Origin of the sequence: Actinoallomurus rhizosphaericola (assembly GCF_024055675.1) — a bacterium.
GTDB classification, from domain to species: domain Bacteria; phylum Actinomycetota; class Actinomycetes; order Streptosporangiales; family Streptosporangiaceae; genus Actinoallomurus; species Actinoallomurus soli.
The window spans coordinates 779,590-799,967 of record NZ_JAMXMW010000001.1 but is presented as its reverse complement, the minus strand read 5'-3'; the positions used below and the strand labels follow the sequence as shown (position 1 = coordinate 799,967).

General features: G+C 70.7%; 20 protein-coding genes and 1 pseudogene. 10 read left to right on the top strand and 11 right to left on the bottom strand.

Annotated features, from left to right (window positions below):
* Window positions 1-27: 27 nt before the first annotated feature.
* The 3 genes from NE234_RS03820 to NE234_RS03810 all read right to left on the bottom strand — a co-directional run bounded on the left by NE234_RS03820 (window position 28) and on the right by NE234_RS03810 (window position 4,509).
* On the bottom strand, window positions 28-1,416 hold the full coding sequence (locus tag NE234_RS03820; protein WP_252777353.1) for a glycine--tRNA ligase: 1,389 nt from the start codon (window positions 1,414-1,416) through the stop codon (window positions 28-30).
* 1,501 nt (window positions 1,417-2,917) lie between these two features.
* A complete protein-coding gene (locus NE234_RS03815; RefSeq protein WP_252777351.1) occupies window positions 2,918-4,111 on the bottom strand; it encodes a DUF1906 domain-containing protein in 1,194 nt (397 codons plus the stop codon).
* A gap of 113 nt (window positions 4,112-4,224) precedes the next feature.
* On the bottom strand, window positions 4,225-4,509 hold the full coding sequence (locus NE234_RS03810) for an antibiotic biosynthesis monooxygenase family protein (RefSeq protein ID WP_252777348.1): 285 nt from the start codon (window positions 4,507-4,509) through the stop codon (window positions 4,225-4,227).
* Here NE234_RS03810 and NE234_RS45160 point away from each other — a divergent pair.
* From NE234_RS45160 to NE234_RS03785, 5 genes are all read left to right on the top strand, one after another.
* Window positions 4,408-4,845, top strand: coding sequence for a DUF6703 family protein (locus tag NE234_RS45160; RefSeq protein ID WP_308206831.1), 438 nt, complete (start codon window positions 4,408-4,410; stop codon window positions 4,843-4,845). The two genes, NE234_RS03810 and NE234_RS45160, sit on opposite strands and share 102 nt — an antisense overlap.
* 61 nt (window positions 4,846-4,906) lie before the next feature.
* Entirely contained in the window at window positions 4,907-5,797 is an 891-nt protein-coding gene (locus NE234_RS03800; protein ID WP_252777344.1) for a metal ABC transporter substrate-binding protein, read from the top strand.
* Entirely contained in the window at window positions 5,794-6,549 is a 756-nt protein-coding gene (locus tag NE234_RS03795; protein WP_252777343.1) for a metal ABC transporter ATP-binding protein, read from the top strand. The genes NE234_RS03800 and NE234_RS03795 overlap by 4 nt, the downstream gene beginning before the upstream one ends.
* Complete coding sequence (locus NE234_RS03790; RefSeq protein ID WP_252777340.1) at window positions 6,546-7,367, top strand: metal ABC transporter permease; 822 nt, start codon at window positions 6,546-6,548, stop codon at window positions 7,365-7,367. The genes NE234_RS03795 and NE234_RS03790 overlap by 4 nt, the downstream gene beginning before the upstream one ends.
* Window positions 7,364-7,732: a Fur family transcriptional regulator gene (locus tag NE234_RS03785; protein ID WP_252777338.1), complete on the top strand. Its 369-nt coding sequence runs from the start codon at window positions 7,364-7,366 to the stop codon at window positions 7,730-7,732. The genes NE234_RS03790 and NE234_RS03785 overlap by 4 nt, the downstream gene beginning before the upstream one ends.
* A gap of 161 nt (window positions 7,733-7,893) precedes the next feature.
* Here NE234_RS03785 and NE234_RS45005 read toward each other — a convergent pair whose 3' ends face one another.
* On the bottom strand, window positions 7,894-8,811 hold the full coding sequence (locus NE234_RS45005) for a LysR family transcriptional regulator (RefSeq protein WP_308206830.1): 918 nt from the start codon (window positions 8,809-8,811) through the stop codon (window positions 7,894-7,896).
* A 106-nt stretch (window positions 8,812-8,917) separates the two neighbouring features.
* Here NE234_RS45005 and NE234_RS03770 point away from each other — a divergent pair, with 106 nt between their 5' ends.
* Entirely contained in the window at window positions 8,918-10,393 is a 1,476-nt protein-coding gene (locus NE234_RS03770; protein WP_252777336.1) for an MFS transporter, read from the top strand.
* A 433-nt stretch (window positions 10,394-10,826) separates the two neighbouring features.
* Here NE234_RS03770 and NE234_RS03765 read toward each other — a convergent pair whose 3' ends face one another.
* Window positions 10,827-11,651, bottom strand: a complete 825-nt coding sequence (locus NE234_RS03765; RefSeq protein WP_252777333.1) for an isoprenyl transferase — start codon at window positions 11,649-11,651, stop codon at window positions 10,827-10,829.
* Between the two features lie 267 nt (window positions 11,652-11,918).
* Window positions 11,919-12,641: pseudogene (gene recO / locus NE234_RS03760) on the bottom strand (DNA repair protein RecO); the annotation flags it as partial.
* A 118-nt stretch (window positions 12,642-12,759) separates the two neighbouring features.
* On the opposite strand from recO, the gene NE234_RS03755 reads away from it, so the two are divergent.
* From NE234_RS03755 to NE234_RS03745, 3 genes are all read left to right on the top strand, one after another.
* Entirely contained in the window at window positions 12,760-13,200 is a 441-nt protein-coding gene (locus NE234_RS03755; protein ID WP_252777331.1) for a hypothetical protein, read from the top strand.
* 107 nt (window positions 13,201-13,307) lie between these two features.
* On the top strand, window positions 13,308-14,345 hold the full coding sequence (locus NE234_RS03750) for a M4 family metallopeptidase (protein WP_252777330.1): 1,038 nt from the start codon (window positions 13,308-13,310) through the stop codon (window positions 14,343-14,345).
* Window positions 14,342-14,596, top strand: a complete 255-nt coding sequence (locus NE234_RS03745; protein WP_252777322.1) for a protealysin inhibitor emfourin — start codon at window positions 14,342-14,344, stop codon at window positions 14,594-14,596. The genes NE234_RS03750 and NE234_RS03745 overlap by 4 nt, the downstream gene beginning before the upstream one ends.
* 88 nt (window positions 14,597-14,684) lie before the next feature.
* Here the strand turns inward: NE234_RS03745 and leuA are convergent, their stop codons facing one another.
* The 3 genes from leuA to NE234_RS03730 form a co-directional block, all read right to left on the bottom strand.
* Complete coding sequence (leuA, locus tag NE234_RS03740; RefSeq protein ID WP_252777320.1) at window positions 14,685-16,394, bottom strand: 2-isopropylmalate synthase; 1,710 nt, start codon at window positions 16,392-16,394, stop codon at window positions 14,685-14,687.
* A 261-nt stretch (window positions 16,395-16,655) separates the two neighbouring features.
* The gene (gene ddaH / locus NE234_RS03735; RefSeq protein ID WP_252777318.1) at window positions 16,656-17,423 is read right to left on the bottom strand and encodes a dimethylargininase; all 768 of its coding nucleotides are present in this window, start codon (window positions 17,421-17,423) and stop codon (window positions 16,656-16,658) included.
* Window positions 17,424-17,561: 138 nt separating this feature from the next.
* A complete protein-coding gene (locus tag NE234_RS03730) occupies window positions 17,562-18,176 on the bottom strand; it encodes a zinc-ribbon domain-containing protein (protein WP_252777315.1) in 615 nt (204 codons plus the stop codon).
* Window positions 18,177-18,330: 154 nt separating this feature from the next.
* On the opposite strand from NE234_RS03730, the gene NE234_RS03725 reads away from it, so the two are divergent.
* Complete coding sequence (locus NE234_RS03725; RefSeq protein WP_252777306.1) at window positions 18,331-18,966, top strand: hypothetical protein; 636 nt, start codon at window positions 18,331-18,333, stop codon at window positions 18,964-18,966.
* A gap of 83 nt (window positions 18,967-19,049) precedes the next feature.
* Here the strand turns inward: NE234_RS03725 and era are convergent, their stop codons facing one another.
* Both era and NE234_RS03715 read right to left on the bottom strand, forming a co-directional pair.
* Complete coding sequence (era, locus tag NE234_RS03720) at window positions 19,050-19,973, bottom strand: GTPase Era (protein WP_252777305.1); 924 nt, start codon at window positions 19,971-19,973, stop codon at window positions 19,050-19,052.
* Between the two features lie 51 nt (window positions 19,974-20,024).
* A complete protein-coding gene (locus NE234_RS03715; protein WP_308206829.1) occupies window positions 20,025-20,354 on the bottom strand; it encodes a cytidine deaminase in 330 nt (109 codons plus the stop codon).
* Between the last annotated feature and the right edge of the window lie 24 nt (window positions 20,355-20,378).

The following is a 20,378-nucleotide window of genomic DNA, read 5'->3' as shown; positions in this document are numbered from 1 at the left end:
CCCTCTCGTACTGGGCGGGTGCTGGCGTCAGCAGCCGAGGAGGCGGGTGGCGAGGAAGGCCTCGACCTGGTCGAGGCCGATGCGCTCCTGGGCCATCGAGTCGCGCTCCCGGATGGTCACCGCGTTGTCCTCGAGGGTGTCGAAGTCGACGGTCACGCAGTACGGGGTGCCGATCTCGTCCTGGCGACGGTAGCGGCGGCCGATCGCGCCGGCGTCGTCGAACTCGACGTTCCAGTTGCGGCGCAGCTGCGCGGCGAGGTCCTTGGCCTTCGGCGACAGGTCGGCGTTCCGCGACAGCGGCAGCACCGCGACCTTGACCGGTGCGAGCCGGTGGTCGAGGCGCATGACCACGCGCTTCTCCATCTTGCCCTTGGCGTTCGGCGCCTCGTCCTCGCTGTAGGCGTCCATCATGAACGTCAGCACGCACCGGTCGACACCGGCCGCCGGCTCGATGACGAACGGGACGTACCGCTGCTCCTTCTCCTGGTCGTAGTACGACAGGTCCTGACCAGAGTGCTTGGCGTGCGTGGACAGGTCGAAGTTCGTGCGGTTCGCGATGCCCTCGAGCTCACCCCACTCGCTGCCCTGGAAGTTGAAGCGGTACTCGACGTCCACGGTCCGTTTCGAGTAGTGGGACAGCTTCTCCTTCGGGTGCTCGTAGAGCCGGAGGTTCTCCTTGGAGATGCCGAGGTCGACGTACCACTGGAGACGGGTGTCGATCCAGTACTGGTGCCACTCCTCGTCCGTGCCGGGCTCGACGAAGAACTCCATCTCCATCTGCTCGAACTCGCGCGTACGGAAGATGAAGTTGCCCGGCGTGATCTCATTCCGGAACGACTTGCCGATCTGGCCGATGCCGAACGGCGGCTTGCGCCGGGCCGCCTGCTGCACGGCGGCGTAGTTGATGAAGATGCCCTGCGCGGTCTCCGGCCGGAGGTACGCCAGGCCGGACTCGTCCTCGACCGGGCCGAGGTAGGTCTTGAGCAGGCCGTTGAACATCCGCGGCTCGGTGAACGCGCCGCGCGTGCCGCAGTTGGGGCAGACCAGGTCGGCCAAGCCGTGCTCCGGCGCCTTGCCGTGCTTCTCCTCGTACGCCTCGATGAGGTGGTCGGCGCGGTACCGCTTGTGGCAGGACTGGCACTCGGTCAGCGGGTCGACGAACTCCTTGACGTGGCCGCTCGCCTCCCAGACCTCACGGGCGAGGATCACGCAGGAGTCGAGGCCGACGACGTCGTCGCGGCCCTGCACCATGGACTTCCACCACTGGCGCTTGACGTTGTTCTTCAGCTCGACGCCGAGCGGGCCGTAGTCCCAGGACGCGCGGAGACCGCCGTAGATCTCGCTCGATGGGAAGACCAGGCCTCGGCGCTTGCTGAGGTTGACGATGGTCTCCATCAATTCGGAACGACGGGCCATGAGTGATCTCCATCCGGCTGGCGGTCGGCGGTTTCCCCGCTTAGATGAGGTACGGCGCCTGCGGCCGACCTGCGAGCCTGGCCACGGCGCCCGGATATCAGCTTAGCGACAGGATCGAGAGCCCCGCGCTCCAATACGCCGCCACGCCGCGCCGCGCCGACGCCAGCCCCTCTTCCGGAGAGCGCCGGACAGGGGCTGACGCCGTGGCCCCTCACCCACCTCCCCACCTCTGCGGGAGGACGTTGCGCGAGGTGCTCGGCGAGCAGCCAGCGACGTCAGAGTTCTCGGCATGCTTCCGCTCTGCCGGCCGGTTCCCCGAACAGCCGGTGGGCCCGCCACGTCGCATCGGCGGACGAAGGCCTCCACCTCTACGCCCCGATATCCCGAGATGACACGCACCGCAAACGAAACCGGCGAAACGATGCCTGGCACACAGGAACGGACGCTATTGCACTAATGCAGTTGCCAGTCTTTGATAGCTTGCACCATCTTCGACCAGTTGGGGTCCGCAGGCCAAGGGATAGGAAGCTTGACCAAGCTTCCATCTTTACATATCAACGCGACGCGACGGCCTGCGACAGTTTGGCGAAGCTCGATTCGGTCTATCGCCGCTCGATCAACGGACCTAGTACGCCAACTTTTCACTTCTAGTAGGCCCGATTGCGCCAGTCATCGATACCGACCGCACCCGCCCTGCACTCAATCCAACCCGCCAGCCCGCGACCGAGCCACCATGTAAATGGCGAAAGCCCCAAATAGGGACAGGACCCATGGTCCACCCCATGACACCGAGGCACTATCAAGACTAACCGCGCCGATCACGGCTGCTGCGAGGCTCGCAACGAATCGCAGATTCCGACGCCGAGTCGGAGGCACTTTAGAGCTGGTAAGTACCGGAACACATACGAGCGCCAAGGCAGCACCGAGCACCATAACAGCGGCAGAAACCGGGCCACCGAGCAGCATACCCTTCGTAAGGGTTGGTTCACTTAGCCAGATCAAGGGCGTTGCACAAAGACCGATCACTGCGAAGCTTCCCCACATCACCGCAGTTATGCGATCAGGACTCCTAGACCGCAAAAGACTCCTTAGGATTCTGCCGCATTCCCAATTGCCCGGGACTGGAGGGCCAACGATAGGAAGGATGAGCAGCGCCTGTCGGGGGCGTCTGGATGTCGGCATGCCACCTTCCCCTGCCGCCCCTGCTACCGGCGCCTTCGTCCGCCGGGCCGATACCTGGCTGAGTGCGATGCCGACGGCCATGGTGAAACCGCGGGTCAGTCGGCCGACGGCACGTTGCGCCAGGTCGACTTGACTTGTGCACCCTGTGCCCAGCGAGGTCTGTCAAGCTACAGAAGGGCCGGCTGTCATGTCGAGAGCAACAAGACCGAAACGTCGGCATCCGTTCAGACTGGTGTTGCAGATCCGCAGATGGCCAGTCGGTGGCCGCATGCGGTCGTAGCCTGAGCTCTATTCCGGACTATAGATATGGACGTTTCGGTCAGCGGACGTAGCCGTCGAGGGCGTCGTTGTCGATGTTCAGGGTGTAGCCGCCGTGGGTTTCGCGGTGGTCGCCTCGGTACTGCTTGATGCGGCGGTGGCCGGGCCACCAGTCGTGCGCCATGTACCGGTCGCCCCAGGGGTCGGACTTCTTGTCCCAGTGGGCGAACCAGACGGCGGCGGGTTTCTTGATCCCTTTGGCCTCCGCCAGGTCGTGGATGCCCGAGGCGACGCTGCTGTAGACACCCGGCACGTAGCCGAGGCGGCGCAGTCTCCTGGTCCACGCGTCGATGAAGTCGAGGACCGCCTCCCGGCAGACGGGATCGTGCCGGCTGTACGCCTCCATGTCGTAGTAGATGGGCGTGTGCCGGCGCAGTCCGAGGAGGCGGGCGCGGTCGGCGGCGTCTTCGGCCGAGGCCCTCGCGTCGTCGACGGCGCTGTCCGGGGTGAAGTTGACGCGGTGCGGGCCGCACGGCGCCTGCGGGCCGACGTACGTCGGGATCAGCCGCCAGCCCATGGCCCGTACGGCGGCGACCCAGTCGTGGGACAGCCTGCCGTCCGGGCAGGCGCGGGAGACACCGCCGATGTAGACGTTGGCGGCGACGAAGTCCTTGCGCCACGCCTGCATCGCGTCGAGGGAGGGCGCGTGGCAGGTGTCGAATCCGTCGCCCCGCACCCAGCGGCGGTGGGCGGCACCGGTGTGGCGCTCGGCCGCACCCTCGGCCGGGGGCGGGTCCACGGTGATGCGGGCCAGGGCGCGCTCCAGGTCCTGGGCGTTCGCGCCGTACGAGCCGGTGATGAACGCTCCGGCCTGCGGGACCGCGAGCAGGATCTCGTGGGCGGCCGGGTCGTGCACCCGCAGGCCCGGCGGCCGTCCGCTCTCGGGGTGTCGGCCTGCCAGCAGGCCGGTCACCAGGGCGTTGGTCTGGGCGGTGAGCGGTTCGACGTGGATCGCCGTCGTACGGCCGACGGCGTGGGCGGGGCAGTCCTGGTTCTCGCCGGCGGGGCCGAGGTAGACGGCGTGCCGGTCGAAGCGGACGCAGTCCGTGGAACGGGCGCCGAGGCGGTGGACCTCCCATCCGGCGGGCACCGGGATGCGGAGGCCCTGGTAGTGGACGTCGGTGTCCGCCTGGGCGGGCGGTGCGCCCGGGAGCAGTGTTCCGAGGATTCCGGCGAGCAGCATGGCACGGCGCATGGCGTCCCCCCACGATCGTCGTCCGTACGACGACGATGATCGGAGCGGCGGGCGGGACCGCGGCGGGGCGCGCGGGGGGCTGAGAAGGTCTTCGACGGCGGGAAGCCCGCTCTTTACTCAGGGTCGACGATCTCGTACGCCCCGGCCTCGTCGATGGCGAGCGCCGAGAGCGGGATGAGCGCCAGCCGTACGTCGTACGCGCCGAGCGCCCGGCGGTAGTAGCCCGCGCCGTCCCAGTAGGTCACCATCGCCCACAGGTCCGGCTCGTCGACGGACCGGGCGAGGCCGCCGGAACGATGGCCGGGGCTGCCGGCGAGGGAGCGGAGGACCTCGTGCGCCGTCTTGACGAACGTCTCGGTCTCGGTCTCGGGGACGCGGTAGCGGGTGATGGCCAGCACCCGTCCATCATGCCGGTAGGCGAGGCGATCTCCCCGCGCGGGACGCCGATGCGGGACGATGGAGGCGTGGCTTCGAAACTTCGGCAGCGCAGCGCCGTCTTCTTCCTCTATCTCCAGCAGCTTCCCCGGTGGGTCCCGCTGGTGGTCCTGCCCGCGCTGATGATCGCGGGCCTGGCGGCGCCGGGTGTGGCCGGCGGCGTGCTGCTGGCGGTGCTGGCGTTCCTGCTGTGGTTCGCGTTCCTGGCCGCGCCGGCGCGGAGCGCGTCCCATCGCCTGGTGAGGATCGTGGTCCCCGCGGTCATCCTGGCGTTCGCGGTCGGGAAGCTGGTGAGCTGACCCGACAACCCGGACATGGGCGATTTTGACAATCATTTTCATATTCATCCATACTCAGAGCGTGCGATACCGACGACTCCTGCCCTTCGCGCTCGGCGCCGCGCTGCTGGCGACCGCCTGCGGAGCGCGGACCGGCGGCCACGGTGACCCCAAGATCGTCGCGGCCTTTTACCCGCTGGCGTGGCTCGCCGAGCAGGTCGCCGGCCCCAACGGCTCCGTGCAGAACCTCACCAAGCCCGGCGCCGAGCCCCACGACCTGGAGCTGACCCCGCGCCAGGTGATCGACGTGGGCGAGTCGAAGCTGGCCTTCTACATCAAGGGCGTGCAGCCGGCCGTCGACAAGGCCGTGCGCGAACACGCCAAGAAGCACTCCATCGACGCATCGTCGCTGGTCAAGACGCTGCCCGCGCCACAGGACGAGACCGGCCACGCCGCAGAGGACCCCCACCTGTGGCTGGACCCGAACAGGTTCGCGACCGTGGCCACCGCCCTCGGCGAGCGCCTCGCCGCGATCGATCCGGCGCATGCGGCGGGGTACCGTTCGCGCGCCGCTCAGGTGGTCACGAAGCTGACCGCCCTGGACGGGGAGTTCCGTACGGGCCTGCGCGACTGCGCCCGCAAGGAGATCGTCACGAGCCACTCGGCGTTCGGGTACCTGGCCCAGCGGTACGGTCTCACGCAGGTCGGCGTGACCGGCCTGGACCCCGAGGCCGAGCCCTCACCCGGCCGCCTGGCGAGTCTCATCGACCTCGTCCGGCGTACGCACGCCACCACCGTCTTCACCGAGACGCTCGCCAGCCCGAAGACCGCCGCGACCCTCGCGAACGAGGCGGGTGTGCGCACCGAGGTCCTCGACCCGGTCGAGGGCGTGAAACGGGGCTCGTCCGACGACTACTTCTCGATCATGCGCCGTGACCTCTCGATACTGCGACCCGCTCTAGGATGCCGATGACCGTTCCGTTCCGCATGACAGGCGGCGAGGTGCGGCTGGACCGCCGCCCGGTGCTGCGCGGCGTCGACCTGACCGTCGAGCCCGGCGAGGTCCTCGCCGTGATGGGGCCGAACGGCTCCGGAAAGTCCACCCTGATCCGCTCGCTGCTGGGCCTGATCCCGCTGTCGGCCGGGCGGGTCGAGCTGTACGGCGTGCCGCCGGCCCGGTTCAAGGACTGGAAGCGCGTCGGGTACGTCCCGCAGCGGCTGTCGGTCGGCGGCGGCGTGCCCGCCACCGTACGCGAGGTCGTGTCGTCGGGGCGGATCGCCCGGCAGTCGCGGTTCCGCCCGTTCTCGGCCGCCGACCGGCGCGCGGTGGACCGGGCCCTGGAGGCCGTCGGCATGGCCCATCGCGCGCGCGACTCCGCCCAGGAGCTGTCCGGCGGCCAGCAGCAGCGCGTGCTCATCGCCCGCGCCCTCGCCGGTGAGCCGGACGTCTTCGTCATGGACGAGCCGACCGCGGGCGTCGACGCGGCCAGCCAGGAGACCCTCGCCCGTACGCTCCGCGACCAGGTCGCCGAGGGCCGTACGGTCGTGCTGGTCGCCCACGAGCTCGGACCGATGGAGCCCCTGATCACCCGTTCCGTGGTCCTGGAGAACGGCCTCATCACGCACGAGGGCGCTCCGCCGAGGCCGAAGGGCGAGTGCGCCCGGCCCGGCCACGACCACGTCCACCCGCACGCCCCGGCCGAGGAGCCACACCTGCTGTCATGATCGAACTCCTGTCCTACGACTTCCTCCGCCGTGCGCTGATCGCCGCCGTCCTCGTGGGCATCGCGGCTCCGGCGGTCGGCACGTTCATCGTGCAGCGGCGGCTGGCCCTGCTCGGCGACGGCATCGGGCACATCGCGCTCACCGGCGTCGGCCTGGGCCTGCTCACCCGCAGCTCGCCCACGATCCTCGCGCTCGTGGTGTCCGCGCTGGGCGCCGTCGCGATCGAGCTGCTGCGGGTCCGGACCCGCACGGGCGGCGACGTCGCCCTCGCCCTGCTGTTCTACGGCGGGCTGGCCGGCGGCGTGCTGTTCGCCAACCTGTCCGGTGGCAGCGCGAACCTCTCCAGCTACCTGTTCGGGTCGATCAGCAGCGTCGGCACCACCGACCTGTACATCGTCGCCGGTCTCGCCGTCGCGGTCATCGTGATCCTGGCCGTGTTCGGCCGGGAGCTGTTCGTCCTGTGCCAGGACGAGGAGGTGGCCCGCGCGAGCGGCCTGCCCGTGCGGTTCCTGTCGCTGCTCATCGCGGTGACCGCGGCGCTGACCGTGGTCGTGGCGATGCGCGCGGTCGGCCTGCTGCTGGTCAGCGCGCTGATGGTGGTACCGGTCGCGGCGGCGCAGCAGCTCACCCGCGGGTTCCTGGCGACGATCGGGCTGGCCGTCGTCGTCGGGGTGGTCTCCTCGGTCGGCGGGCTGTGGGTCTCGGTCGACGCCGACTTCGCCCCCGGCCCGACGATCGTTCTGCTGGCGATGGCCGTCTTCCTGGCCGCCGTCGGAACGGGGAGACTGGTGCGTATGCGGCGAACGGACGTGACGTGAGCGGGCGACGGGAGGACGTGCGCCGGGCGCTGTCCGGCTGTGAGAGCTTCCGCAGCGCCCAGGACATCTACGCCGACCTGCGGGCCGCCGGTTCCCGGATCGGGCTGACCACCGTCTACCGCGCCCTGCAGTCGCTCAGCGAGGCCGGCGAGGTCGACGTGCTGCGCACCGACGAGGGCGAGGCGATCTACCGCGCCTGCCGGACCGACGAGCACCACCATCACCTGGTCTGCCGGGTCTGCGGCCGTACGGTCGAGGTCGAGGGCCCGGCGGTGGAGAAGTGGGCCGAGGCGGTCGGCGCCGAGCACGGTTTCCGTAACGTCACCCACACGGTCGAGGTCTTCGGCACCTGCGCCGAGCACTGACCCGCGCGCCGGCTGCCGCCGGCACCCGGCCTGAGTACCGCCCCGCGCCGGCTGCTCTCGCCACCCGGTCCGAGCGCCGGCCCGGGCGTCGGGTGCTCTCGGGTATCCGCTCCGAGCACTGACCTGCGCGCCGGTGGCTTCGGCGCCCGTCCCGGGCCTTGTCAGGGGCGGTCGACGACCTCGGTGACGACCTCACGGACGAGACGGCGCAGCCACGCGTGCGCGGCGTCCGCCTCGTACCGGCGGTGCCAGGCCATGGCGATCCGCGAGGACGGCACCTCGACGGGCAGGTCGAACGCCACCAGCCCGAACCGCTCGACGGCCCGCGCGTGCGACCGCCGGCCGGCCCGCCCGACGAGATCGGTGACGGTCAGCATGAACAGCGCCGAGGAGAACGTCGGTGCCGAGGCCACGACGCGGCGGCGCAGCCCCAGCTCGGCGAGCCGCGCGTCGATCGGCCCCTCGAACCTGCCCCGCCGCGACACCGTCAGGTGCTCGGCCGCGGCGAACCGCTCGGCGGTCGGCTCGCCGTCGAGGAACGGATGCCCGGCCCGTACGACGCCGACGGGGTCGTCCTCGAACAGCGGCTCCACCCGCACCTCCGGCGGCGCGCCGTCGATGACGCCGATCTCCAGGTCGATCCGCCCGCCGCGCAGGACGCCGGAGTCCTCCGGGCCCTCGGCCAGGAACCGCAGGGCCGCCGCGGGCGCCTCCCGGCGGATCCGGTCGAGCAGCGCGGCCCCCACGACCGTGATGATCGAATCGTCGGCCTGCAGGGTGAACGTCCGCTCCAGCGCCTCCAGGTCGAGCTCGGGCGGGGAGAAGAGCGCCGCCGCACGCTCGACCAGTTCGTGGACCTCGGCGCGGACGGCCAGCGCGCGGGGCGTGGGAACCATCGCCTGGCCCGAGCGCACCAGCACCGGATCGCCGAGGGCCCTGCGGATGCGCGCGAGCGTGCGGCTCATCGCCGGCGCGGACAGGTGCAGGCGCAGCGCGGCGCCCGCGACGCTCCCCTCCTCCAGCAGGGCGTCCAGAGCCACAAGGAGGTTCAGGTCCAGCTTGGAATGCGTCGGCTGCACTAATCACCTGCAGAAGTTGCATTTGAGGACAAGTGGCACGGCAGCTTAGCGTGGTCCCCGTTCGAGGCCTCGAACCTCCCGTCTCCTTCGACCCGAGGTTCGTCACATGACCGTTCAGACCCCTCTGGCCGCGCCGCCGGACGAGGGCCACCCCCGCCGTACCCTCATCCTCGCCCTGATGGCCGCCTGCGCGACCATGACCGTCGCGCTCGTCGCCGCGATCAACCTGGCCGTTCCCAAGCTGTCCGCGAGCTCCCTGCACCCCTCGTCGGCGCAGCTGCTCTGGATCGTCGACGCGTACGTGATCGTGTTCGCCTGCCTGCTGATCCCGGCCGGGGCGTTCGGCGACCGGTACGGCCGCCGGGGAGCGCTGCTCGGCGGCCTGGCCGTCTTCGCGGCCGGCTGCGTGGCCTCCGCCCTCGTCCCGGACGTCGGCGCGCTGATCGCCGGGCGGGCCGTCACCGGGCTCGGCGCCGCCCTCGTCATGCCCGCCTCGTTGTCGCTGACCGTTCAGGCCTTCCCGGCGCGGCTGCGGGGGCAGGCGATCGCCTCCTGGACGGCGGCGACCGGGATCGCCGGAATCATCGGCAACATCGGCGGCGGCCTCGTTCTGGAGTATCTGCCGTGGCAGGGCCTGTTCTGGGCGGTCGCCCCGATCATGCTCGTCCTGCTGGCGCTGTGCGCGCGGATCGCGCCCCGGTCCGAACGGCACCCCGCCGACCTGGACGTCATCGGCTGCACCCTGGTGATCCTGGCGTTCGTCGCCCTGCTGTACGGCATCATCGAAGGTCCGGAACACGGGTGGTCGTCCGGGCCGGTGCTCGGCTCCTTCGCCGTCTCCGTCGTGGTGTTCGGCGTCTTCACCGCGTACGCGCTGCGCGCCGCGCACCCGCTCATCGACCCGCGGATCCTCACGATCGCCCGGCTCCGCGCCGGCGTCTCCGGCATCACGGTCACGTTCTTCGGGCTGTTCGCGCTGTTCTTCGTCAACGCCCAGTACCTGCAGTACGTGAAGGGCTTCTCACCGCTGCTGACCGGCGTGGCCATCGGCCCGCTCGCGATCGGCATGATGCTCGTCTCGCGGCGCAGCGTCGCGCTGGCGGCCCGGTTCGGCGAGCGGCGGATCGTGGTGACCGGGATGCTGGCGATCGCCGCCGGACTCGGCCTGCTGTCGACCGCCGGGGCCCACACCCCGTACGCCCTGTACGCCGTCTTCCTCGTGCTGATGTCGGTCGGCATGGGACTGAGCACCCCGGCCCTGTCCACCCTCGTCATCGGCGCCCTGCCGTCGGGACGGACCGGTCTCGGATCCGGCCTCAACGGCGCGGCGCGGGAGGTCGGCAGCGCCCTCGGCGTGGCCGTGCTGGGAACGATCCTCAGCACGCGCTTCACGGCGGGGCTCCCCGCCGGGGTGCACGCGCGCACGATCGGCCAGGCGCTCGCGGGCTCCGCTCCGGAGACGCACGCCGGAGTCGTGTCGGCCTTCACCCACGCGATGGCGGCGGGCTACCGCGTGATCGCGCTCACCGTCCTGGCCTCCGCGCTCGTCGTGGCGTTCTGGTACCGCCCCACCGAGAAGTGACCGGAACGTCCCAGGCCGCTCGACCATGCCCGCGGTCTCGCGTGACGTGCCGGTGCGGGCGATACGCCGATTCGATGCCGCGCTGGGCGGCGGCGGTGTCGTGGGAGCCGACACCGCCGGCCCGCCCGATGTTGCGAGGCAGGGCGCTCCTCCTGAAGAGAGGAGAGCCGCCATCGCCGAGAGTGCGCCGACCGTCACCGATCAGCGCCGAGGATTCTGGTCGCTCACACCACCGAAATCCTCGGCGTAGAGGGCTCGCCGCCAGATCCATGAGCGGCCCGATGGTGCGGAATCCGGGGGTGCCGCGATGCTCGGCCGTTCTCGTGGGTCCTGGCGGCGAGCACTTCGTGCGAACACGCTCGTACGGGCCGGTTCCACGGGGCCTTCGCGCCGGCCAAGGCCCGGGGGCCTGGCATCGGGCCGCAGGAGTGGCTCAGCGGATGGAAGCGGGCTCCTCGTCGTCGGCGCCGATCTCGGCGGCGGTGACCTCGTTCGGCTGAGCACCGCCGAAGCGGCGGTCGCGGCGGGCGTACTGCTCGCAGGCGCGCCAGAAGTGGCGCCGGTCGAAGTCCGGCCACAGAACGTCCTGGTACACGAACTCGGCGTACGCCGACTGCCACACCAGGAAGTTCGAGCTGCGCTGCTCCCCGGACGGACGCAGGAAGAGGTCGACCTCCGGGATGTCCGGCTGGTAGAGGTACCGCGCGAAGACCTTCTCGTTGATCTTGTCCGGGCGGAGGCGGCCCGCCTGCACGTCGCGGGCGATGGCCGCAGCCGCGTCCGCGATCTCGGCCCGGCCACCGTAGTTGACGCAGAACTGCAAGGTCAGCACCTTGTTGTCCTTCGTCATACGCTCGGCGTCCTCGAGCTCCTTGATGACGCTGCGCCACAGCTTCGGCCTGCGGCCGGCCCAGCGCACGCGGACGCCCATGGCGTTCAGCTGGTCACGGCGGCGGCGGATCACGTCGCGGTTGAAGCCCATGAGGAACCGCACCTCGTCGGGCGACCGCCGCCAGTTCTCCGTCGAGAACGCGTACGCCGACAGGTACGGCACGCCGAGCTCGATCGCCCCCATGATCACGTCGAAGAGGGAGTACTCCCCCATCTTGTGACCTTCGGTACGCGGCAGGCCGCGTTCCTTCGCCCACCGCCCGTTGCCGTCCATGACGACGGCGACATGCCGGGGAACGAGATCCTTGGGGATCGCGGGCGGCCGTGCGCCGCTCTCGTGCGGGTCCGGCGGCTGTACGCCCCTCATCGTCCGGTGTTCTCCTCACTCGATGGTCGTGTTCAGCGTCATGCCGTGAAAGGACTCCGCCGCCTCGTCCCTCGGCCGGCCCGCCTCGCGCCCGAACCCAGCGGTCGCACTCGGCTTCTCACTCACTTCGCGGCCGACCTCGTCCCTCGGCCGACCACTCCGCTCGCTCGGCGCCTCCCGCCCGCGCTCAACGGTCGCACTCGGCTTCTCACTCACTTCGCGGCCGACCTCGTCCCTCGGCCGACCACTCCGCTCGCTCGGCGCCTCCCGCTCCACGTGCTTGAGGGAGCGGATGCCGTGTTCCAGGTGCCACTGGAGGTAGGCGGCGACGAGGCCGCTGCACTCCAGCCGGTGCCTCGGCTCGCTGCTGTCCGCGCGCGCCCAGTCGCCGCGGAGCAGAGCGATCATCAGGCCGACCGTCGCCTCGGCGGGGCTGGCGGACCCGGGGGGACGGCATGATCCGCACACCATACCGCCGGCCGCGATCGCGAACGCCCGTCCGGTGCGCTCGCCGCAGCGCGCGCACTCCTCCAGCGACGGCGCGTAGCCGGCGATCGCCAGCGAGCGCAGGAAGTAGGCGTCGAGGACGAGGCAGGGATCGTGCCCGCCCTCCACGAGGGTCCGCAGCCCTCCGATGACGAGGAGGAACTGCCGCAGCGCCGGTTCCTTCTCGATCGGGGTCAGCTTCTCGGCGGTCTCCAGCATCGCCGTGCCGGCCGTGTAGCGCGGGTAGTCGAAGACGAGGCGCTCACCGTACGGGCGCAGCGTCTCGGCCTGCGTGATCAGGTCGAGGGAGCGGCGCTCGTACAACTGCAGGTCCACGTGCGTGAACGGCTCCAGCCGGGCGCCGAACCGCGACTTGGTCTTGCGGACGCCCTTGGCCGCGGCGCGTACCCGTCCGCTGCGACGGGTAAGGATCGTCACGATGCGGTCCGCCTCGCCCAGTTTCTGGGTGCGGAGGACGACGCCTTCGTCACGATAGAGACTCACCCGTCCATTGTCCCGCAGACGCCGGGTGGAACCGGCAGGAACCCGCCACGGTCCAAGGTTCGTTGACTTGACGATTCGATCATCAGGCTCGTACGAGCCGACGTCTCAGGAGAGAACGTTGACCTGCTTCTTCGACGCTTCACACGGTCCGGCCACCCAGGAGATCACCTGGACGCCGCAGTGGGGGGCGCCCCGCCCCGTACGCTGCTGCGCGGCGTGCGCGCAGCGCTGGATGGAGTACCTCCAGGCGCAGAGCGGCTACCCGCAGCCGGGTTACCAGCACGGGTACCCGCAGCCGGGTTACCAGCAGGCTTATCCGCAGCCGGGCTACGGCTACCCGGTGGAGTACGAACACGACCACCATCACCACGGGCGGCAGTACGGTCTGGGCAGCGTCGCCGCCGCGGGCGCGGCGGGATTCGTCGGCGGCATGGTCGTCAACGAGCTGCTGGACGACGACCATGAGCACGTCGAGGTCATCGAGCATGTCGTCCACGAGGACGTCATCGTCGACGATGACGTCGTCGAGTACGACAGTGACTACGGAAACGAGTGGTGAGGAAAACACCGCCCGTTGCGTAGCGGAGGCGTTCTTTGACGGTCCGTGACCGGATGCGGCCCCGGTAAAGCGTGGTGGGGGCGACACGCGCGTGGGAGCGTGGCCCCATGAGATGCGCGATCGTCCCCCCACACGTCCTGGACCACCTCGCCGAACACCACCACGACGAGCGGCTGCGCGAGTCCGCCCGGCAGACCCTCGTCATCGACACCGGACAGCGTGACGCGCGCGCGGCCGCGCAGCTGATCGCCTCCGCCGAGCCGACGACCGGGCCCGCGGCCGCGAAGCGGAACATCCACGACGCCGGGCACCTCAACCGGCTGCCCGGGAAGTCGGTCCGCTCCGAGGGCGCCCCGCCGACCGGCGACCGGGCCGCCGACGAGATCTACGACTGGCTCGGCGTCACGTTCGACTTCTACCGCAGCGCCTACGGCCGCGACTCGATCGACGGCGCCGGCCTACCGCTCGTCGCGAGCGTCCACTACGCCGTCGACTACGACAACGCCTTCTGGGACGGCTCTCAGATGGTCTACGGCGATGGTGACCAGCACGTCTTCACGACCTTCACCGGACCGCTCGACGTCACCGGGCACGAGCTCACCCACGGCGTCACGCAGTACTCCGGCGGGCTGGACTACACGGGCCAGAGCGGGGCCCTCAACGAGTCCATCTCCGACGTCTTCGGCTCGCTCGTGAAGCAGTACCACCTCGGCCAGACCGCCGACCAGGCCGACTGGCTGATCGGCCAGGGCATGTTCGCCGCCGGCGTGCGGGGCGTCGCGCTGCGCTCGATGAAGGCGCCCGGCACCGCGTACGACGATCCGAACCTCGGCAAGGACCCGCAGCCCGCGGACATGTCCCACTTGGTCACGACGTCGCGGGACAACGGCGGCGTGCACATCAACTCCGGGATCCCCAACCGCGCGTTCTACCTCGCCGCGGCCGCGATCGGCGGGCACGCATGGGAGAAGGCCGGGCGGATCTGGTACGAGACGCTCACCGGCGGGCATCTGCCGAAGGACGCGGACTTCGCGACGTTCGCCCGCATGACGGCGGAGTGCGCGGGCACTCTCTTCGGCGCGAAGAGCGCCGAGCGCGACGCCGTGCGCCAGGCGTGGACGACCGTCGGCGTGGAGGCCGCGTGAAGGTGACCGTCACTCGCAGCGGAGGATTCGCCGGGATGGTCCGCCGCGCCGAGATCGACTCGGCGGACCACCCGACGGTGGCCAGGCTCGTCGACGAGATCGACCTCAGTGACGTGCCGGCACCCACGCCGGCCGCCGACCGGTTCCTGTACGAGGTCGAGGTGGACGACCACTGCGTACCCGTCGCGGAGACGGACCTGTGCGGCCCGCTCCGGGAGCTCGTCGACTATGTCCTGACCCACGGCCGTTGATCGCCCTTTGTGAGGGCTCACTTCAGCCGGGCCGCCCGGCCCACGGGATGGCGAGGGCCGTACGGCACGTCTTTCTTCTCCGGGGCGGTCAGCGCCCCACGCGGTTGACGGCCGACAGGACCGCCTTGAGCGAGGCGGTCACCGTGTTGCCGTCGATGCCGACGCCCCACAGCACCTGGTCGCCGACCTGGCACTCGACGTACGCCGCGGCCTTCGCGTCGCTTCCGGCCGACAGGGCGTGCTCGGCGTAGTCGAGGACCCGCGCCTGGATGCCGACCGACGCGAGCGCGTCGGTGAACGCCGAGATCGGGCCGTTGCCGATGCCCTCGATCTCGCGGATCTCCCCGTTGATGCGCAGGTCGACGTTGAGGACGTCCTTCTCGTCGACGCGGGAGCTGGCCCGGTGGGCCAGCAGGCCGACCCGCGGGCCGTTCGTCAGGAACTCCCGCTCGAAGATCTCCCACATCTGCTCGGGCGTCACCTCGCCGCCCTCGCCGTCGGTGTGCTCCTGGACGACGCGGGAGAAGTCGATCTGCAGCTTGCGCGGCAGCTCCAGGGAGTGCTCGGTCTTCATGATGTAGGCCACGCCGCCCTTGCCGGACTGGCTGTTGACCCTGATGACCGCTTCGTACGACCGGCCGACGTCCTTGGGGTCGATCGGGAGGTACGGCAGCGCCCAGCGGAACTCCTCCACCGGCACGCCGGCGGCCGCCGCGTCGCGCTCCAGCGCGTCGAAGCCCTTCTTGATGGCGTCCTGGTGGGAGCCGGAGAAGGAGGTGTAGACGAGGTCGCCGGCGTACGGGTGGCGCTCGTGTACCGGGATCTGGTTGCAGTACTCGACGGTACGGCGGATCTCGTCGATGTCGGAGAAGTCGATCTGCGGGTCGATGCCCTGGGAGAAGAGGTTCATCCCCAGCGTCACCAGGCAGACGTTGCCCGTACGCTCGCCGTTGCCGAACAGGCAGCCCTCGACGCGGTCGGCCCCCGCCAGCATCGCCAGCTCGGCCGAGGCCACGCCGGTGCCGCGGTCGTTGTGCGGGTGCACCGACAGCGCGATGTGCTCACGACGGGACAGGTTGCGGCTCATCCACTCGATCTGGTCGGCGTAGACGTTCGGCGTGGACCGCTCGATCGTGGACGGCAGGTTCAGGATGATCTCGCGGTCCGGGCCCGGCTCCCAGGTGTCCATGACCGCTTCGCAGACCTCGAGCGCGAACTCCAGCTCGGTGTCGATGAAGATCTCCGGGCTGTACTCGTAGCCGAAGTCGCAGTCGCCGAGGTACTTCTCGGCGTACTTCATGACGTGCTGGGTGCCCTGCACGGCCAGGGCCTTGCAGTCGTCCCGGTCGATCCCGAAGACCACGCGCCGGAACAGCGGCGCGGTGGCGTTGTACAGGTGGATCGTCGCGCGCGGCGCCCCGGTCAGCGCCTGGGCCGTGCGCTCGATCAGCTCCTCACGCGCCTGGGTGAGGACGGAGATCTGCACGTCGGCGGGGATCCGGTCCTCTTCGATCAGCTGGCGGACGAAGTCGAAGTCGGTCTGGCTGGCCGAGGGGAACCCGACCTCGATCTCCTTGTAGCCCATGCGGACCAGCAGCTCGAACATGGCCAGCTTGCGCGCGGGGCTCATCGGGTCGATCAGCGCCTGGTTGCCGTCGCGCAGGTCGGTGGACAGCCACCGCGGGGCCTGGGTGATCGTCTTGCTCGGCCACGTGCGGTCCGGCAGATCCACCGGCGTGAACGGCGCGTACCGGCCGAAGGGCATGGGGCTGGGCTGTTGCGTGATACGAGGATTCATGAGAAAGGGATGCTCCCGAGACAGGTGCCCACGGCCGACGGTCACGCCGAAGCCCCGCGGCGAGGGAGCCGGCCTGTTACAGGCCCCCGCCGCGGCCGCTAAGGAGGAGCAGCTCGCGCAGCACGTTGTACAAGCTAACAGATCGCATCCGCACCGTCCCAATCGGTCCCATCTGATGAGACGGAGACGTCGCACCGTCTTTCCGGCAGGTCATGGCGACGGACCCGCCCCGAGCGATGCAACGGCCGCGGTCCTCGCCGATCAGGGCACGAGGACGGACAGGCAGGTCACGCAGCCTTCCATCTTCTCGAACTCGCTGATGTCCACCACGGACACGTCGTAGCCCTCGTCCCGGAGCCGCTCGGCCGTACGGGGCGCGGACGCGGCGATGAGGACCTGCTTCTCCCCGAGGACGACCACGTGCGCGCCGGACGGCTCCGGCGCCACCCGCAGACCCGGCAGGACCGAGGTGTCCACCCAGTCGGGGTTGCCGATGAGCGTGCCGTCCGGCAGGGCCGTCATCGCCGTCTTCAGATGCAGGCAGCCCCGCACCTGGACCGGAACGACGTGCCGGCCCCGGGCACCGAGGATCCGGGCCGCCGCGCAGATGGCGTCCTCATTCGTACGGCCGGACCGGCCGACGTAGACGGTGGTGCCGACCTGCAGCACGTCACCGCCGTCCAGCGTGGCCTCCCCCTCGAACCGGGCGACCTCGAGACCCAGCTCGGTGACCGCCCGCTCGACGGACGCCACCTCCGCACGGCGCTCCGGCGCCCCCGGCCGGGCGAGCACGGCCAGGCCGCCGCAGACGACCACGGTGTCCTCGACGAACACGGCGTCCGGGAGATCGTCGGCCGCCGGGAGCTCACGCACCCCCCAGCCCGCCGCCCTCAGGGCGGCGACGTACGCCTCGTGCTGGCGCGCCGCCAGCTCGGCGTCCACCGGGGTCCGGTCGATATGGGTCACCAGGCCGTCGGCCAGGCGCGGGCTCGGTCGCCGCACCAGGGCGGTGCGCTTCTCGGATTCCACGGACGGCTCCTGCCATGTCACGGCACTCCCACTCCGGGAGCGCCCTCTGCGTCACCGCACTGTCGCGGCCTCTGCTACGCGGCCTCTACTACACGGTCGCTCGTACGCGGCCTCTCGATGCCGGCGGTCGCACCCTGCTCACTCGCGTGCCGCCGCCTCGGTGGTCGCGATCACGCCGAACGCGTGCGCCGGCGTGAGGCCCAGCCGGTCCGCGACCAGGCGGAGCGCCCCGCGCTCGACGTCGCTGAGCGCCCCGTCGGCCAGCGCGATGCGGACCGCCTGCGCCAGGAACCACTCCCTGGCCTCGGTGGTGAGCTGGGCTCCCGCGGTCGCGATCACCTCGTCCGCGTCGTGGGGCCGCTCGTCGATGGCCGCCTGGAGCGCGTCGTCGTCGAAGTCGGCCGCGCCGTATCCGCGGACCGCATCGACCGCGCGGCTCCGCGCCGCCGTGTCGTCAGGGTCACCCGCGGTCAGGACCAGCACCGCCGCGGCGCGCATGGCCAGCGGGAGCGCGGCCTCCATCTCCCGGGCCGTCGGCAGGCGGAGGGCGCCCAGGCCGAAGCGGTTCCGGCAGGTGACGCACTCCACGACCTCGCCCGCCTTCGTCAGCGGGATCACCGGCAGGAAGAACAACGTGAACCACCGGCGGGCCACCCGGTGCCGATAGCGCCGGTCGCCCCCGCAGTGCGGACAGTGAAAGTCACCGTGGCCCACCGTCCGGAAGAAAACGGCGAACCCGAAGATCAGCAACACGGGCGGCCTCCTCCTGTATCAACCTGATATCGGAGAATATCCAGCCGGTCGTCCGGTCCGGCAGAGCGGCGGGGGCTGCAGTTCCCTGCCTGCGAAGGGCGAACTTCCCCGAATCACCGGCCCTCCCGGGCATCGGACGTTACGCTGCCGCGGCATGACCACCCCGCCTGGCGACGATCCCCTGCCCGACGCCGACGCCGTCCCGCCGCCGCGAGCCGGTACCGAGAGGGTGCGCGCGACCGCCCCGGACCCCGCTTCGGCGCCGGACGGCACGACGTCGCCGAGGCCGCCCCAGGCGTGGTTCACGCCGCCTCAGGTCCCGCCCGCGCCCGAGCCTCCGGAGCCCGCGCCGCACAAGAGCCTCGGTGAGTACCTCGGTGTGCTGCTGATCGGCGCGGCCTCGCTGCTGCTCCTGTCGATCTTCCTGCCGTGGACGACGTGGCGCACTCCCGACTTCGGGCGCAGCATCTTCATGGACGTGCCGGCGACCCGAGGACAGGTGTCGTACGGGCTGTCCGAGCCGCACGGGCAGGTCCTCCTGCTGGCCGGCATGGCGGCCCTCGCCCTCGCCCTCGCGGGCCGGACGGTGCAGGAACGGTTCATCCCGTACGCCGCGATCCCCGGCGCCCTGAGCCTGCTGGCCGTCTTCCATCGCGGCATGACCCTCGGCGACGCGGGCGTGACCGAGTCGCTCACCTGGGGATTCTGGGTCGCCGTCCTCGCCTCGGTGGCGGTGCTGGCCCTCGGCCTGGCCGCGCTGGCACGCGGACACCGTCCGACCCAGCCGTAACACCGGCCCGCCCAGCCGTAACGCCGGCCCGCTCGGGCGCGCGTCGGCCGACCGGGTCGTGGCGGCGGAGAAGGGGCGCCGGATCAGTCGTAGAAGCCCAGGCGGCGTAGCTGCTTCGGGTCCCGCTGCCAGTCCTTCGCCACCTTGATCCGCAGGTCGAGGTAGACCCTCGTGCCCAGGAGCGCCTCGATCTGCTTGCGGGCGCGGGTGCCGACCTCCCTGAGCCGGACGCCCTTCGGCCCGATGACGATGCCCTTCTGGCTGGGGCGTTCGACGAAGAGCCACGCGTGCACGTCGACCAGGTCGTCGCGGCCCGCCCGCGGGCTCATCTCGTCCACCACGACGGCGATCGAGTGCGGAAGCTCCTCGCGTACGCCCTCCAGCGCGGCCTCGCGGATCAGCTCCGCCACCAGGATCTGCTCGGGCTCGTCGGTCAGCTCCCCCTCGGGGTACAGCGGCATGCCCTCGGGCAGCCGGGCCGCGAGCAGGTCGCTGACCACGTCGAGCTGGTAGTTCGACTCGGCCGAACACGGCACGACGTCCGCCCACTCACCGAGCCCGGAGACCTTCAGCAGCTGCTCCGCGACCTGACTCCGGTCGGCGAGGTCGGTCTTGGTCACGATCGCGACGACCGGGGTCTTCTTCACCTGGGCCAGCTCCGCGGCGATGAACCGGTCGCCCGGCCCGACCGGTTCGTTCGCGGGAACGCAGAACCCGATGACGTCGACCTCGCTCAGCGTGGACCGGACCAGGCTGTCCAGCCGCTCACCGAGCAGCGTACGGGGCTTGTGCAGCCCCGGCGTGTCGACGATGACGAGCTGGGCGTCCGGGCGGTGCACGATGCCGCGGATCGCCCGGCGCGTCGTCTGCGGCTTGCTGCTGGTGATCGCCACTTTCGTCCCGACGAGGGCGTTCATCAGCGTGGACTTGCCCACGTTGGGACGCCCGATGAAACAGGCGAACCCTGATCTGAAGCGCGTGCCGGTCGGCGTCTGGGGCGAGTTCACACCGTCGATTGTCCCGTATTCCGCGCGAGACTCCGACAGGGGCGCAGACGATCAGTCCGTCAGCACGGTCCGTACGGCGCCGTTGAGGCCCGCCACGAGGACCGGCGCCTTGGCGGCGAGGTCACGGACCGCCGCGATGTCAGGGGTGCCGTCCTCGGTGACGACCGCGGCCGCCTCCAGGCTCTCCGCCCCGCTCGACACGGCCATCGCCACGGCCACCTGCAGCGCCGTCAGCCTCAGCGACGGCAGCTCCACCGTCGCGGCGGCGTATGTGCGGCCGGTCTCGTCCCGGACGGCGGCGCCCTCCGCCGAGCCCGCACGGGCCCGCGTGGACCGGGCCAAGGTGATGATCTTCGCGTCTTCCGGATCGAGCTCGCTCACGCGCCCCAGCGTACTTCCCGCCGT